The organism is Janthinobacterium sp. TB1-E2 (assembly GCF_036885605.1).
Taxonomy (GTDB): domain Bacteria; phylum Pseudomonadota; class Gammaproteobacteria; order Burkholderiales; family Burkholderiaceae_D; genus Janthinobacterium; species Janthinobacterium aestuarii.
Window position 1 is genome coordinate 4408706 of record NZ_CP142523.1, and the last position, 15184, is coordinate 4423889.

Consider the following 15184-nt stretch of genomic DNA (forward strand, 5'->3'; position numbering starts at 1 on the left):
GTCACACCCTCCCCATCGCGAAACCCTTGGCAATGTAATGCCGCACGAACCAGATCACCAGCGCGCCGGGCACGATGGTCAGCACACCGGCCGCCGCCAGCACGCCCCAGTCCATGCCGGCCGCCGACACGGTACGCGTCATGGTGGCGGCGATCGGCTTGGCATTGACGGACGTCAAGGTACGCGCCAGCAGCAACTCCACCCAGCTGAACATGAAGCAGAAGAACGCCGTCACGCCCACGCCCGACTTGATCATCGGCAAGAAGATGCGGATGAAGAAGCGGGGAAAGCTGTAGCCGTCGATATACGCCGTTTCGTCGATTTCCTTCGGCACGCCGGACATGAAGCCTTCCAGTATCCACACGGCCAGCGGCACGTTGAAGACCATGTGCGCGAGCGCCACGGCCAGGTGCGTGTCCATCAGGCCCACCGTCGAATACAGCTGGAAGAAAGGTACGAGGAAGACGGCGGGCGGCGTCATGCGGTTGGTCAGCAGCCAGAAGAACAAATGCTTGTCGCCGACAAAGTTGTAGCGCGAGAAAGCATAGGCGGCCGGCAATGCGACCGTGACCGACATCACCATGTTCAAGGCCACGTAGATCATGGAATTGATGTAGCCGCTGTACCAGGACCGATCCGTGAAGATCGTGTGGTAGTTGGCGAACGTCAATTGCTGGGGCCACAGGCTCAGCACGCCGACGATTTCCTCGTTGGTCTTGAGCGACATGTTGAGCATCCAGTAGATGGGCAACAGGGACGCGAGCAGGAAGACGACGAGGATGGTGCTGCTCATTTTCTTGTGCATCATTTCTGGTCTCCCGTGCCAACGCGCTGCATCCACGTGTACAGCACAAAGCAGAACAGCAGGATGATGAGGAAATAGATCAGGGAAAACGCGGACGCCGGCCCCAAGTCGAACTGGCCCACGGCCTTTTGCGTCAGGTACTGCGACAGGAACGTGGTGGCATTGCCCGGCCCGCCGCCCGTCAGCACGAACGGTTCCGTGTAGATCATGAAACTGTCCATGAAGCGCAGCAAGACGGCGATCATCAGCACATTGCGCAGTTTCGGCAGCTGGATGTAGCGGAACACGGCCAGGCGCGAGGCGCCGTCGATGCGCGCCGCCTGGTAATACGCGTCGGGAATGGCGCGCAAGCCCGCATAGCACAGCAGCACGACGAGCGGCGTCCAGTGCCAGATATCCATCACCATCACGGTCAGCCAGGCGTCGAGCGAATTGCCGTTGTAGTTGTAGTCAAAGCCCAGCTGGTTCAGGGTATAGCCCATCAGGCCGATGTCGCCGCGGCCAAAGATTTGCCAGATGGTGCCCACCACGTTCCACGGTATCAAGAGGGGCAGCGCGATCAGCACCAAGGCGAGGGACGCCTTCCAGCCATCGGCCGGCATGCACAGGGCGATCAGGATGCCCAGCGGAATCTGGATGGCCAGCACGGAGCCGGAAAACAGCAACTGGCGCAGCAAGGCGCTGTGCAAGTCGCCGTCCAGCATGACCATGCGAAACCACTCCGTACCCACGAACACCTTTTGCGTGGGGCTCAGGATATCCTGCACGGAATAATTGACCACCGTCATCAGGGGCAGGATGGCGGAAAAGGCCACGCACAGCAGCACGGGCAAGATCAATAGCCAGGCGCGGCGGTTGTTATCGGTTTTACCGTTATGTATCATCAGGCCACCCGCTTATCGTTGACATAGTAAAGGGTGCGTTGCGGCGGAAAGCGCAGCCGCACAGCATTCCCGGCGACGGCATCGATGGCGCGCAGCTTGGCCGCCACCGTCGCGCCGCCCAGCTGGAATTCCGCCAGGTAATGCGTGCCCATATTGCGCACGGCCGTGACCGTGGCGTCCAGGCAATGGTCGCCACCCTCGCCCGCTTTCACGCATTCGACAAATTCCGGCCGCACGCCCACCGTGATTTTCCCTTGCGCGCCAGACAGCGCCGCACGGGCGGCAGCGGACACGGCCAGCAGCTGCCCCGCCACGCGCACACCGCCGTCGTCCAGGGTGCAATCGAGCAAGTTCATGCCCGGGTTGCCGATGAAATAGCCGACAAACGTGTGCTCGGGCTCCTCGAACAGCGCTTGCGCGCTGCCCGTCTGCACCACTTCGCCCTGCGTCATGACGACCACCTGGTCGGCAAAGGTCAGCGCTTCCACCTGGTCGTGCGTGACATAGATCAGGGACAATTTCAGTTCGTGGTGGATTTCCTTGAGTTTGCGGCGCAACAGCCATTTCAGATGCGGGTCGATCACCGTCAGCGGTTCGTCGAACAGCACGGCCGCCACGTCGGGGCGCACGAGACCGCGTCCCAGCGAAATCTTTTGCTTGGCGTCCACCGACAGGCCGCTGGCGCGCAGCTTCAAGTCGCCCGTCAATTCCAGCATCTGCGCCACCTGCTGCACGCGCTTTTTCACCTCGATCTCTTTCCAGCCGCGATTACGCAGCGGAAACGCCAGGTTGTCGTGCACGGTCATGGTGTCGTAGATGACGGGAAACTGGAACACTTGCGCGATATTGCGCGCCTCGGTCGGCAGTTGCGTGACGTCCTTGCCGTCGAACAGCACCTTGCCATGCGACGGCTTGACCAGGCCGGAGATAATATTGAGCAAGGTCGTCTTGCCGCAGCCGGACGGCCCCAGCAAGGCGTAGGCGCCGCCGTCATGCCATTCCATGCTCATGGGCCGCAGCGCATAGTCGGCGGGGGCCGTCGGGTTCGATTTGTAGGCGTGGGCCAGGTCGACCAGTTCGATGCGCGCCATGTCACACCCCTCCTTGCACAGGAGCGAACAGCAGGCCGCCGTCTTGCGCAAAGATCAGCAAGGCATGCGGCTGGCAATACACGGTACAGGCGCTGCCGATCTCCAGGTTGTGCACGCCGCCCAGCTGCGCCACCAGGGCCAGGTCGCCCCGGCGCGCATGCACATAAGTTTCCGAGCCGCTGATTTCCGCCAGGTCCACCGTAGCTGCGATAGCCACGTCGCCATCGGACTGCGGCGACAGATGCAGGCTGTGCGCGCGCACGCCGAGGATCACCTCCGTGCTGCCACCCAGGCGGGCGCGCTGTGCGCCGCTCAGGCGGATGGCCAGGCCATCGGCCGATTGCGCCACACCGGCAGCATCCACGCGGGCGGGGATCAGGTTGATGGGCGGGTCGCTGAAGGTGCGCGCCACGTCGATGGAATTGGGGGCGTTGAAGACGTCCAGGGTCGGTCCCTGCTGCAGCAAACGTCCCTCGTGCAGCACGGCCACGTGGCCGCCCAGCTGCAGCGCTTCCAGCGGTTCCGTGGTCGCGTACACGACCGTCGTACTGCCGCTGGAAAACAGTTCCGTCAATTCGCGGCGCAATTCCTCGCGCAGCTTGTAGTCAAGATTGACGAGTGGCTCGTCGAGCAGCAGCAGCGACGCATCCTTGATCAGCGCGCGCCCCAGCGCCGTGCGCTGCTGCTGGCCGCCCGACAATTCTCCCGGTGTGCGCTGCAGGTAGGGCGTGATGTGCAGGCGCTCGGCCAGCGCCAGTACCTTCGTGCGGATCTGCTCCTCGGGTACCTTGCGCAGGCGCAAGGGCGAGGCGATATTATCGTAGACGGTGAAGGCCGGATAGTTGATGAATTGCTGGTACACCATGGCCAGGTTGCGTTTGCTGACGGGCACGCCCGTCACGTCGACGCCATCGGCCGTGACCGTACCCCCGCTGGGCTTGTCCAGGCCCGCCATCACGCGCATCAAGGTCGTCTTGCCGGCACGCGTGGTGCCCAGCAAGACGTTGATGGCACCCGGCACCAGGGCCAGCGACATCGGATATAAAAAGTCGTCAGCCCCCTGCTTCCTGCTGATCTTGTCCAGTACCAGTTGCACGCGCTTCTCCTCCAGTGATGTATCTTATTCTTCGCCGCACCCTCTGCGGGGCGCGGTCGCCTACGTGTGCTGCTTACTGCTTACGGCAAAGGGTGCTGCAACAGCCAGGCGTCGAGCGTGTCCGCCGTCTGGCGCGGCAGGTGCAAGCCCAGCTTGGAGCGCCGCCACAGGATATCGGCCGCGCTGACGGCCCATTCATGGCGCCGCACATAATCAACTTCCGCCGCGTACAGGCCGGCGGCAATTTCCTCGCCCATGGCCGCCACGTCCGCCCGCCCTTCGAGCAGCACGTGGACGCGCGTGCCGTAGGCGCGTGCATAGCGCGCCACCAGCGCCGCCGGCAGCCATGCATACTCGCGCTGCAAGCCTTGCACGAACTGGCCGAACTCGCGCACGGCCCGGTTCTGCGGCACGGCGCCATACACGTCGCCGCCGGGCAGGCAAGCGTGCTCCGTCCAGGCCGGACGCGCGTTGCCCAGCAAGGGCGCCAGCATGTCCATCGCTTCCTCGGCCAGCTTGCGGAAGGTGGTGATCTTGCCGCCGAAAATACTGAGCAGCGGCGCACCTTCCTGGTCCAGCTCGAAGCGGTAATCGCGCGTGACGGCCTTGGCGTCGGCCGCCGCGTCTTCCACCAGCGGGCGCACGCCCGCATACGTCCAGACCACGTCGGCCGGCACAATGGGCTTGCTGAAATAGTAACTGGAAAGCTCGCACAAGTAACGAATTTCCTCATCATCGATTTCCACCTTGCCACGGTCGCCTTGGTAGTCGAGGTCGGTGGTGCCGATCAGGGTGAAATCGTGCTCATACGGAATGGCAAACACGATGCGCCCATCCGGATGCTGGAAGATATACGCGTGATCATGCTCGAACAGGCGCTTGACGACGATATGGCTGCCCTTGATCAGGCGCAAGTGCCGGCCCTGCCCGCCGGGCGCCGCCTGCTGCAGGAACTCGGCCGTCCACGGCCCGGCCGCATTGACGACGCTGCGCGCGCGCACAGTCGTCTGCGTGCCGCTGGCGTGCTGCAAGGTGGCCAGCCAAGCGTCGCCTTCGCGCGCCAGCATCGTGCAGCGCGTGCGCGTCAGCACGTGCGCGCCGTTGTCTGCCGCGTCGACGGCATTGAGCACCACGAGGCGCGCATCGTCGACCCAGCCGTCGGAATACACGAAGCCGCGCTTGAACTGGGGTTTTAATGGTGTGCCGGCCGCATGGCGCGTCAGGTCGATGCCGCTGGAGGCCGGCAAGATTTCCCGCTTCGCCAGCATGTCGTAGAGGAACAGGCCGGCGCGTATCAGCCAGGCCGGGCGCTGGCCCTTGGCGTGCGGCATGACGAAGCGCAGCGGCCACATGATGTGCGGCGCCGAGCGCAGCAGCACTTCGCGCTCGATCAGCGCCTTGCGCACGAGGCCAAATTCATAGTATTCGAGGTAGCGCAGGCCGCCATGTATCAGCTTGGTGGAGGCCGAAGAGGTGTGGGAAGCCAGGTCATCCTTTTCGCACAGCACCACCGACAAGCCCCGTCCCGCCGCGTCGCGCGCGATGCCGGCGCCATTGATGCCGCCGCCGACCACCAGTACGTCGCATTTGATCGCTGTCTCCACACCTTGCTGTGCTGCGGCCATCGGGACTCCATGTAGGTCAGGACACGCCGGCGAGGAAAGACTAGGCATCGCCGGCGACTGTCGTTAAGATCACCATTTCGTAATACGCATGCAATATGAATAAGGTTACGCCAGAATACGAACCCATAGCAACATATTTTTAGTACTATTTGTTCGTTTCTGTTCGTTTTGTGATTTTTAAAGAGAGCACCATGATCTTGAATCCCCGCCAGCGCCGACTGCTCGAAGTGGTGCGCCAGAAGGTCACCATGTCCGTCGAAGAGCTGGCCCAGCAGCTGGACGTGACGCCGCAAACCGTGCGCCGCGATGTCAAGCAGATGGAAGAAGCGCGCCTGCTGGCCCGCTACCACGGCGGCGTGGGTTTGCCCTCGTCCGTGGAAAATATCGACTACAGCCAGCGGCAGGTGTTCAACAGCGACGCCAAGCGGCGTATCGCGGCCGCCGTCGCCGCGCAAGTGCCGCACGGCTGCTCGCTGCTGATCAATATCGGCACGACGACCGAGGAAGTGGCGCGCGCGCTGGGCCGGCACACGGGCTTGCACGTGGTGACGAACAACCTCAATGTGGCCGCCATCCTGGCCGACAACGCGGCCTGCGAAGTCATCGTGGCCGGCGGCGTGGTGCGCGGGCGCGACCGCGGCATCGTGGGCGAAGCGACCATCGACTTCATCCGCCAGTTCAAGGTCGACATCGGCATCATCGGCATTTCCAGCATCGACGAGGACGGCAGCCTGCGCGACTTCGACGCGCGCGAAGTGAAAGTGGCGCAAGCCATCATCGAGCAGTCGCGCGAAGTGTGGCTGGTGGCCGACCAGCATAAATTCGGCCGCAAGGCGCTCGTGCGCCTGGCCGACCTGGCGCAAATCGACGTCCTGTTTACGGATGCGCCACCGCCGCCCCGCTTTGCCGAAGTGCTGCGCGAAGCGGGCGTGAAGGTGGTGCTGGCCTGAGGGGAAGTTACATTTCCGCAGTAAAACTGCGCGCTGTCGCGTGGGCAATACGTCTTGTGTGGGCCAGCATACAGAATGATATGAAATATTTATCAATTCGGCAAAAATGCTGTTACCATTGATGCAACATGAGTTATTTTTTTAATCTTCCTCTCTCGCAATACGATTATTTGCTTGATATTGCTTTTTATTTATCTAGAGTAAGGAAAAAGGAAAAAACTCTTTGCCGCTGAGTGATTTCCTGTGAAAACAGTGTTAAAAATACCTCAAGCACGATGATTGTTCCCAAACAAACCACTCGACAGCAAGCGTGAAGGCCTTAACCATGCCGGCAACGCCGCCCAGTGAAGGAAGAGAAATGAGCCATAATTTTGAATCGGCCGCCATGCCGCAAGCCGCCCATCCCAACAGCGTCCCCGTCAGCGAGCTGGAAGCCCACCTCGGTTACTGGCTGCGTTTCGTTTCCAACCACGTTTCCCACAGTTTCCAGAAAAAAGCCGAAGCCAATGGCGTGACGGTGTCCGAATGGGTGGTGCTGCGCGAAATGTTCCGCCTAGGCTGCACCTCGCCCACGGTGCTGGCGCAAGTGTCCGGCATGAGCAAGGGCGCCGTATCGAAACTGATCGACCGCCTGGAAAGCAAGGGCATGGTCAGCAAGTCCATCCTGCTGGCCGACCGCCGCCAGCATTCGATCGAGCTGACCACGGAAGGCGAGGCGCTGGTGCCCGTGCTGGCCGAGATGGCCGACCAGAACGACGAGGAATTCTTCGGCAAGCTGCCGCGCCAGCTGCGCGACGACCTGCTCGAAGCGATGAAGGAAGTGGCGCGCACGCACCAGCTCAAGAGCGCCCCGCTGAACTAAGTCAATACCGGCAAGGGTGACGCGGCGGCGCGCGCGCTTCGGCTATGATGCTGGCCTGACTGTTTACCAGGAACACGCATGGCCCTGCACATCGAAACTCCCTTGCTCAACTCGCGCGCCCTGAGCCTGCACAGCGAGCGCGCCATCTGGCTCAAGCTCGAAGCCTTGCAGCCGCCCGGCTCCTTCAAGATCCGCGGCATCGGCCTGGCCTGCGAAGAATACGCGCGGCGCGGCGCCAGCCGTTTCATCTCATCTTCCGGCGGCAATGCCGGCATCGCCGTCGCCTATGCGGGACGCCAGCTGGGCATTCCCGTCATCGTCGTCGTACCGGAAACGACCAGCGAACGGGCCAAGGCCCTGATCGCGCAGGAGGGCGCCGAAGTCATCGTGCACGGCGCCGCCTGGCAGGAAGCGAACGCGCTGGCGCAGTCGATGCTCACACCGCAAGACGCCTTTTTGCATCCGTTCGACGACCCGCTGCTGTGGCAGGGCCATGCCGGCATGATCGATGAAGTGGCCAGCGCGGGCCTGAAACCGGACGCCGTGGTGCTGTCAGTCGGTGGCGGCGGCCTGCTGGCCGGCGTGGCCGAAGGCTTGCAGCGCAACGGCTGGGACGACGTGGCCATCGTGGCCGTGGAAACGCAAGGCGCCGCCTCGCTGTCGGCGGCCGTGGCCGCGCGCGAACACGTGGCCCTGCCGGCGGTCAACAGCATCGCCACCTCGCTGGCCGCGCGCCAGGTGTGCGCGCAGGCATACGCCATCAGCCAGACGCGCCTGCTCCATAGCGTGGTGGTGTCGGACCGGGACGCCGTCGACGCCTGCCAGCGCTTTATCACCGACCAGCGCCTGGTGGTGGAACCGGCCTGCGGCGCGGCGCTGGCGGCCGTCTACGGCAAGGCGCCGGAACTGGCGCCCTACCGCAATGTGCTCGTCATCGTGTGCGGCGGCGTGACGGCCACCACGCAGCAGCTCGACCACTGGAGCGCCACCCTGTAGCCGCTACGGCGCCGCCTCGAGCAGCGCCACGCCATCGCGGCCCTGCCCCTTGGCCGCGTACAGGGCCTGGTCGGCCAGGTCCAGCAGCTGCGCCGGCGTCAGCGTGCCTTCGCGGAAGATGGCGATGCCGATGCTGGTCGTCACCGGCAGCGGGCCGCTGGCCAGCTCGAAGGGCTGGCGGATGGCGTCGACGATCTTGGCGCCGACCTGGCGCACTTCGGCCGCGCCGTTCACGCCTTGGAGAATGATCACGAATTCATCGCCTGCCAGGCGCGCCACCAGGTCGCTGGCGCGCACGCTGCGCACCAGGCGCGAAGCGAATTCCTTCAACACCTCGTCGCCCGCCTTGTGTCCCAGGCTGTCGTTGATGGCCTTGAAACGGTCGATATCGAGATAGGCGAGCGCCATCGGCGCGCGCGCGGCCCGCGTGCGCTGCATGCTTTGCGCCAGCTGCTCGTCAAAGCGGCGCCGGTTGGCGATGCCCGTCAGGGTATCGGTGGCGGCGGCGAACTGCAGTGCCGTGTGCATCGCCTTGGTCTTGGTGATTTCGTGAATCAGGCCATACACGCCTTCCACCGCGCCGCTCTCGCCCACATCGGGCACGTAGCTGGTATGGAAGGTGCGCTCCCCCGCCTCGTTGTCGACCGTGAACTCATAGTCGACCTCTTCGCCCGCGAAGGCGCGCAGCAGGTGCTGCTCGCGCAGCTGGTAGGCTTCCTCGCCCAGCACCTCGCGCATGGAATGCATCAGGCTCTCCCTGGCCGAGACGCCGAACCATCGCTCAAACGTCGCATTGATGAACTGGTAGCGGTGTTCGCGGTCGATATACACGATCACCACGGGCACATGGTCCGTCAGCAGTTTCAAGCGCCGCTCGCTGTCGCGCGTTTGCGCCTCGGCGATTTCACGCTCGGCCACCAGCGAGTAAAAATCACGGCTCAAGTCGCCGATCTCGTCGCGCCGCTCGATTTGCAGCGCCTCGATGCCCAGGCGCTGGCGGCGGATCTGGTGCACCTGGCGGCGCAAGCGCTCCAAAGGCTGCAACAGGCGCAGCACGATGCGCCAGCCGGCCAGGCCAGCCAGCGCCGCCAGCAGCACGGCGGCCAGCAGGATCTTGCTGCGGATGGCGTGCAGCGGCGCAAAGGCCTCGCTCATCGGATACACGGACGCCAGTATCCAGCCCGTCGAGGCGATGCGGTGGTAGGCGAACAGGGCATCGATGCCCTGCGTGGTGGTCCCCGTCATCCAGCCTTCGTAGCCCTGCATGGCGCTTCGCGTGGGCACGCTGACGGGGCCGTGGGCTTCGATATGCTGCATGATGCGCGATTTGTCGGGATGCTCGACGATGACGCCTTCGCTGGTCATGATGTACAGGTAGCCGCCAGGGCCCGGCTTGAGGGCGCCCAGACGGCCGAGGAAATCGGGCTGGCGCAGGTTGACGCTGGCCGCCAGCACATAGCGCACGCCGCCGTGCGCGTCGAACACGGGCTGCGTCACCACCACGATGGGCATGCCGGAAATGCTGCCGTTAAGCGGCGAGGAAATCACCGAACGCCGGGTCGCCAGCGTCTGTTCAAAGTAAGGGCGGCCCTTCACGTTCAGCCCCGCCTGCGGCTTGAAGGGACTCACGCTGGCCAGGACGATGCCATCGATATCGACGACGCCGGACGAATAAAACTCCTTGCCCAGCACCGTTTGCGCGGCCAGGAAGCGCTGCAGGCTGGCGCCGTCGTGCGCACCGCTGGCCGCCAGGCTGTCCGCGATCGCGCGCAGCACATTGCGCTTCGCGTCGAGTTCCTCGTCGATGAAGACGGCGGCGCTGGCCAGCGATACGTACTGCTGGCGCCCCATCACGTCGCGCATGCCGCGCTCGGCCACGGCCAGGGTGGCCAGCGCCAGCGAGGCGACCGCGCCCAGCACGAGCAGGAAGACGACCATGCTCATGCGCGCCTTCAGGCTGGCGGGCAGGCGCCGGCGCAGCTGTTTTCGCCAGTTCGTCACGTACGTCGCTGAAGGTAGTGGCACAGGCGCTCGACCGATTCGTCCAGCGCCAGGGTGCCCGTGTCCAGGGTCAGCGCCGCCGCCAGCGGCGCCTCGTACGGCGCGGAAATGCCCGTGAATTGCGCGAGCTGCCCCGCGCGCGCCTTTCCATACAAGCCCTTGGCATCGCGCGCCTCGCACACGGCCAGCGGCGTGCTGACGTGAACTTCGATGAAATGCGCAGCGCCGATGATGTCTGCAGCCATGGCCCGGTCGGCGCGGTACGGGGAAATGAAGGCGGCGATGACGGTCAGGCCCGCCCCGTTCATCAGGCGCGCCACTTCGGCCGCGCGGCGGATGTTTTCATGCCGGTCTTCGGGCGTAAAACCGAGATCGCGGTTCAAGCCATGGCGCAGCTGGTCGCCGTCGAGCACCGCCACGGCGCGGCCCTGCGCCTTGAGCTGGCGCGCCAGCGCGCCGGCGATGCTGGACTTGCCGGCGCCGCTCAAGCCCGTCAGCCAGACCGTGTCGTGTTGTCCTGCTGTCATCACACTGCCTCTCTCCTGTAGAGCTGGCAATATAACAAAGCCGCGCAGGAAAGGACAGACTATCAGGCAGCGCTGCGTGCCTCAAGCAGCAACTGTCGTATCTCCGGCACGCAGGAGCCGCAATTGCCGCCCGCCTTGACGCAGGCCGTCACCTGCGCCGTCGTCGTCAATTTTTGCTCCACGATGGCAGCGCAAATGGTGTTGCGCCCCACGCCAAAGCACGAGCACACGGTGGGACCGGCGTCCACGCCCTTGCCGATGGGCTGGCCCAGCAGCACGCCAGCGCGGTCGGCCGCATCCATCTGCGCGTGCGCAAACAGGCCCGCCAGCCAGCTGCGCGACGGCAGGTCGGGACGAGGCGAGACATACACGCATTGCGCGATGCGTCCCTCGTCCAGGTGCACGGCGCGGTACACGCCGGCGCTGGCGTCCGCGTAATCGAGCCAGTCGGCGTTGTCGTCCGTGACACCGAGCAGCGCGCGCGCCCAGGCGCCCAGGTCGTCGATGCGCTGGCGCCCGGCCAGCTCGTAGCGCAGGAACTGCTCGCCCTGGATGCGCGTCCAGTGCGCCACGCCGTCCAGGCCCAAGGGCGTGCGGCTCAACACGAACGCATGCCAGTGCACGCGGAACTGCTCGATGCGCACGGGCGTATGCTTGAATTCGGGTTCGCCCGAGACGGGGTCGACAACGGGATTGACGACGGCGCCCACGCGCGCGTCGGAGGCATTCGCGTCGCTCCAGTGGATCGGCACGAAGACCTGGCCGCGCGCGATGCCGCCGCCATGCACGACCCTGGCCACCATCGCGCCCCAGGCGCTGGACACGCGCGCCAGCTCGCCTTCGCGCACGCTGTACAACAGCGCGTCCTGCGGGTGGATATCGATGAACGCTTCGGCGATATGGCCCGACAGTTTCGCCGCCTTTCCCGTACGCGTCATCGTATGCCACTGGTCGCGCACCCGGCCCGTGTTCAGGATGAGTGGATAGTCTTCGTCGGGTATATTGCGCGGCGCGCGCGGCGCCGTCGGCACGAAGCGCGCGCGCCCGTCCGCATGCGCGAAGCGGCCGTCGCCGAACAGGCGCGCCTGGCCCTGCGGCCACTGCTGCGGCGCCAGGGCATCGTAGCGCGCCGCATCCAGTCCCGCCAGGTGGCCCAGGTTGAACAGGCGCTTTGTGGCCCCGTCGTTGCGGAAGGCGGACAGGCGCGCGTGTTCATCGAAGATGGCTTGCGGCGCCGTGAAATCGAAGCCGGCATAGCCCATGCGGCGCGCCACGTCGCACAGCACGTCCCAGTCGGCGCGCGCTTCGCCGGGCGCCGGCAAAAAGGCGCGCTGGCGCGAGATGCGGCGCTCGGAATTGGTCACCGTGCCATCCTTTTCACCCCAGCCCAGGGCGGGCAGCAGCACGTCTGCGTGGGCGTTCGTGTCCGACCCGGTGCTGATGTCGGACACCACCACCAGCTCGCACTTGGCCAGCGCGCGGCGCACCTGGTCGGCGTCCGGCATGCTGACCAGCGGATTGGTGGCGATGATCCACACGGCTTTCACTTTACCCGCCTCGATGGCGTGGAACAGCTCCACCGCCTTCAGGCCAGGCTTGTCGGCCATGCGCGGAGAGTCCCAGAAGGTTTGCACGGCTTCGCGGTGCGCCGGCTTGTCGAGATCCAGGTGCGCCGCCAGCATATTGGCCAGGCCGCCCACTTCGCGCCCGCCCATGGCGTTCGGCTGGCCCGTGAGGGAAAACGGTCCCATGCCGGGCTGGCCGATGCGCCCCGTCGCCAGGTGACAGTTGATGATGCTGTTGACCTTGTCCGTGCCGGAAGACGACTGGTTGACGCCCTGCGAAAAGGCCGTGACGACCTTGCGCGTGGCGGCAAACGCCTGGTAGAACGCCAGCAAGGCTTGCGGGTCGACCTTGCAGATTTTCGCCACACGCAAAGGATCGGAACAGTCGACATGGGCGGCGGCCAGCGCCTCATCGAGGCCGCTGCTGTGCCGCGTCACAAAATCATCGGCGATCACGCCTTCCTTCGCCAGATAGCACAGCAAGCCGTTGAACAGCCACACGTCGGTGCCCGGTTTCACGGGCAGATGCAGGTCGGCCAGCTCGCAGGTGGCCGTGCGGCGCGGGTCGATCACCACCAGTTTCATCTCCGGCCGGGTTTCGCGGATGCGGGCGATGCGCTGGAACAGGATCGGGTGGCACCAGGCCGTGTTCGAACCCACCAGCACCACCATGTCGGCCAGTTCCAGGTCTTCATAGCAGCCGGGCACGATATCCTCGCCGAACGCGCGCTTGTGGCCGGCCACGGCCGACGACATGCACAGGCGCGAATTGGTGTCGATATTCGCGCTGCCCACATAGCCCTTCATGAATTTATTGGCGATGTAATAGTCTTCCGTCAGCAGCTGGCCCGAAACGTACAGGGCGACGGCGTCGGGGCCATGCTTGTCGATGATGGCGCGCAGGCCGCCCGCCACCTGGTCCAGCGCGGCATCCCAGGAGGACGGCTGCAGGACGCCATCGACGCGTACCTGCGGTTGCAGCAAACGGTTCTCCAGGTCCAGGGTGTCGCCGAGGGCAGAGCCTTTCACGCACAGCTTGCCCAGGTTGGCCGGGTGGTTGGCATCGCCGGCGATGCGGATGGCGCCGTCGGGCAGGCGTGTCGCTTCCACGCCGCAGCCGACGCCGCAATACGGGCAAGTGGTTTTCACGGGCGTGCAAGTGGTCATGGAGGTCCTGTTGGTCGCTGTCAGGCGGCCTGGGCGCACAGCGCCTGGCCAAACAATAAATGGGCGCGCAGCTTGCTGATGTCGCGGCGCTGCTGGATCAGGTCGAAATACCAGGGGCCGTCCTGCACGTCGCCATACAGCACGGCGCCGGCCAGGCGGCTGCCCTGTACCACCAGGCGCTTGTAGACGCCGCGGCGCGGATCGCGCAGCACCAGGTCTTCGCTGCCCTCGCCGCCGATGATGTCGCCGGCCGAATACAGGTCGATGCCCGTCACTTTCAATTTGGTGGCGCTGGCCTGCTGCACGTAGCGGCGATGCCCTGCGCCGGCCAGGTGGGCGCCGCACACGCGCGCCTGCTCCCAGATGGGCGCGACGAGGCCAAACGTGGCGCGCCGGTGCTGCACGCATTCGCCCACGGCGTACACGCGCGGGTCGTAGCTTTGCAGGCAATCGTCGACGACGATGGCCCGTTCGCAGTGCAGGCCGGCCGCTTGCGCCAGCGCGATGTTGGGGCGCACGCCGGCCGTCATCACCACCAGGTCGGCGGGGATCGACGTGCCATCGGCAAAACGCACGCCTTGCACCCGATCGCTGCCGAGGATTTCCGCCGTCTGCGCGTGCATCAAAAACCGCAGGCCGCGCGCTTCCAGCGCCGTTTTCAGCAGCATCGACGCGGGTGCGTCCAGCTGCTGATTCATCAGGGCGCCGCTCATGTGCACGACGGTGACGTCCATGCCCTGGCGCTGCAAGCCGTTGGCCGCTTCCAGTCCCAGCAAGCCGCCGCCGATGACCACCGCGTGGCGGTGCGTGCGCGCCGCCTGCAGCATGGTGTCGACGTCGCTGATATCGCGAAAACCGATCACGCCCGGCAGATCATGCCCGGGCACGGGCACGATGAACGGCGTGGAACCGGTGGCCAGCAGCAGGCGGTCATAGGCGACCGTGATGCCGGACAGCGATTGCACGGTGCGCGCCTTGCGGTCGATGCGCACAACGGGGTCGCCCGCGTGCAGGGTGATGCCGTGCTGCGCATACCAGTCGCGCGTGTGCAGCATGATGTCATCCACCGACTTTTCGCCGGCCAGCACGGGCGACAGCAAAATGCGGTTGTAATTGCCGTGCGGTTCGGCGCCGAACACGGTGATGTCGTACAGGTCCGGCGCCAGCTTCAATAGTTCCTCGACCGTGCGCATGCCGGCCATGCCGTTGCCGACGACGATGAGCGAGGGACGCGCAGTGGCCTTGGCTGGCGGATTCACAGGGCCACCCACACCATGTCGGCAAACACGCGCGCGGGCCAGGCGGCGACCGAATGCTCGGGCGCTTCGATGCACTCGCCGCTGGCCAGGTCGAAGTGCTGCTTGTAGATGGGCGAGGCGACGACGACGCGCTCGCCGATGCTGCCGACGAGACCCCGCGACAGCACGGAGGCACCCGCATTCGGGTCGATATTGTCGATGGCGTACACACGCGGCGCCGCATCGCCGACGCGGAACACGGCCACGTGGCGGCCACCCAGCAACGCGCACACGCCCGTGTCGGGCACGATGTCGGCCAAGGGACAGATGGCTACCCAGTTGTCGGCGGTGGCGCCGGAAAGTTCATTCATCGCATT

Annotated in this window: 13 protein-coding genes; 3 read left to right on the forward strand and 10 right to left on the reverse strand. The window is 65.1% G+C overall.

The annotated features are described in order from the left end of the window. Position 1 precedes the first annotated feature (1 nt). The 5 genes from OPV09_RS19800 to glpD all read right to left on the reverse strand — a co-directional run bounded on the left by OPV09_RS19800 (position 2) and on the right by glpD (position 5501). Positions 2-808 carry a carbohydrate ABC transporter permease gene (locus OPV09_RS19800; RefSeq protein WP_034754968.1) on the reverse strand — a complete coding sequence of 269 codons (807 nt, stop codon included), beginning with the start codon at positions 806-808 and terminating at the stop codon, positions 2-4. Continuing rightward, complete coding sequence (locus OPV09_RS19805) at positions 805-1689, reverse strand: carbohydrate ABC transporter permease (protein ID WP_034754965.1); 885 nt, start codon at positions 1687-1689, stop codon at positions 805-807. Before OPV09_RS19805 ends, OPV09_RS19800 begins: the two co-directional genes overlap by 4 nt. Then, positions 1689-2780: an ABC transporter ATP-binding protein gene (locus tag OPV09_RS19810; RefSeq protein ID WP_338679186.1), complete on the reverse strand. Its 1092-nt coding sequence runs from the start codon at positions 2778-2780 to the stop codon at positions 1689-1691. Before OPV09_RS19810 ends, OPV09_RS19805 begins: the two co-directional genes overlap by 1 nt. Before the next feature lies 1 nt (position 2781). Further along, complete coding sequence (locus OPV09_RS19815) at positions 2782-3876, reverse strand: ABC transporter ATP-binding protein (RefSeq protein ID WP_338679187.1); 1095 nt, start codon at positions 3874-3876, stop codon at positions 2782-2784. 80 nt (positions 3877-3956) lie between these two features. Continuing rightward, a complete protein-coding gene (gene glpD / locus OPV09_RS19820; protein ID WP_338679188.1) occupies positions 3957-5501 on the reverse strand; it encodes a glycerol-3-phosphate dehydrogenase in 1545 nt (514 codons plus the stop codon). Between the two features lie 191 nt (positions 5502-5692). Between glpD and OPV09_RS19825 the strand changes: the two genes are divergently transcribed. From OPV09_RS19825 to OPV09_RS19835, 3 genes are all read left to right on the forward strand, one after another. Continuing rightward, complete coding sequence (locus tag OPV09_RS19825; RefSeq protein ID WP_175539324.1) at positions 5693-6451, forward strand: DeoR/GlpR family DNA-binding transcription regulator; 759 nt, start codon at positions 5693-5695, stop codon at positions 6449-6451. 358 nt (positions 6452-6809) lie between these two features. Then, a complete protein-coding gene (locus OPV09_RS19830; RefSeq protein ID WP_046684031.1) occupies positions 6810-7313 on the forward strand; it encodes a MarR family winged helix-turn-helix transcriptional regulator in 504 nt (167 codons plus the stop codon). A 78-nt stretch (positions 7314-7391) separates the two neighbouring features. Beyond that, on the forward strand, positions 7392-8309 hold the full coding sequence (locus OPV09_RS19835) for a pyridoxal-phosphate dependent enzyme (RefSeq protein ID WP_072452975.1): 918 nt from the start codon (positions 7392-7394) through the stop codon (positions 8307-8309). Positions 8310-8312: 3 nt separating this feature from the next. On the opposite strand, the gene OPV09_RS19840 is transcribed toward OPV09_RS19835, so the two are convergent. From OPV09_RS19840 to nirD, 5 genes are read right to left on the reverse strand one after another with little or no spacing between them, the layout of a single operon-like run. Further along, positions 8313-10310, reverse strand: a complete 1998-nt coding sequence (locus OPV09_RS19840) for a diguanylate cyclase domain-containing protein (RefSeq protein ID WP_338679189.1) — start codon at positions 10308-10310, stop codon at positions 8313-8315. Next, positions 10307-10870 (reverse strand): adenylyl-sulfate kinase, encoded by a 564-nt coding sequence (cysC, locus tag OPV09_RS19845; RefSeq protein ID WP_425324060.1) that lies wholly within the window; start codon positions 10868-10870, stop codon positions 10307-10309. The genes OPV09_RS19840 and cysC overlap by 4 nt, the downstream gene beginning before the upstream one ends. A gap of 29 nt (positions 10871-10899) precedes the next feature. Then, positions 10900-13569 (reverse strand): molybdopterin-dependent oxidoreductase, encoded by a 2670-nt coding sequence (locus tag OPV09_RS19850; RefSeq protein WP_338679191.1) that lies wholly within the window; start codon positions 13567-13569, stop codon positions 10900-10902. 20 nt (positions 13570-13589) lie between these two features. Continuing rightward, positions 13590-14828, reverse strand: a complete 1239-nt coding sequence (locus tag OPV09_RS19855) for an NAD(P)/FAD-dependent oxidoreductase (protein ID WP_338679192.1) — start codon at positions 14826-14828, stop codon at positions 13590-13592. Next, positions 14825-15178, reverse strand: a complete 354-nt coding sequence (gene nirD, locus OPV09_RS19860) for a nitrite reductase small subunit NirD (RefSeq protein ID WP_034754999.1) — start codon at positions 15176-15178, stop codon at positions 14825-14827. The genes OPV09_RS19855 and nirD overlap by 4 nt, the downstream gene beginning before the upstream one ends. Positions 15179-15184: the final 6 nt, after the last annotated feature.

Coding starts and splice junctions, on each gene's coding strand:
- OPV09_RS19800 (WP_034754968.1), bottom strand. CDS start 808: ATGATGCACAAGAAAATGAGCAGCACCATCCTCGTCGTCTTCCTGCTC.
- OPV09_RS19805 (WP_034754965.1), bottom strand. CDS start 1,689: ATGATACATAACGGTAAAACCGATAACAACCGCCGCGCCTGGCTATTG.
- OPV09_RS19810 (WP_338679186.1), bottom strand. CDS start 2,780: ATGGCGCGCATCGAACTGGTCGACCTGGCCCACGCCTACAAATCGAAC.
- glpD (WP_338679188.1), bottom strand. CDS start 5,501: ATGGCCGCAGCACAGCAAGGTGTGGAGACAGCGATCAAATGCGACGTA.
- OPV09_RS19825 (WP_175539324.1), top strand. CDS start 5,693: ATGATCTTGAATCCCCGCCAGCGCCGACTGCTCGAAGTGGTGCGCCAG.
- OPV09_RS19830 (WP_046684031.1), top strand. CDS start 6,810: ATGAGCCATAATTTTGAATCGGCCGCCATGCCGCAAGCCGCCCATCCC.
- OPV09_RS19835 (WP_072452975.1), top strand. CDS start 7,392: ATGGCCCTGCACATCGAAACTCCCTTGCTCAACTCGCGCGCCCTGAGC.
- OPV09_RS19850 (WP_338679191.1), bottom strand. CDS start 13,569: ATGACCACTTGCACGCCCGTGAAAACCACTTGCCCGTATTGCGGCGTC.
- nirD (WP_034754999.1), bottom strand. CDS start 15,178: ATGAATGAACTTTCCGGCGCCACCGCCGACAACTGGGTAGCCATCTGT.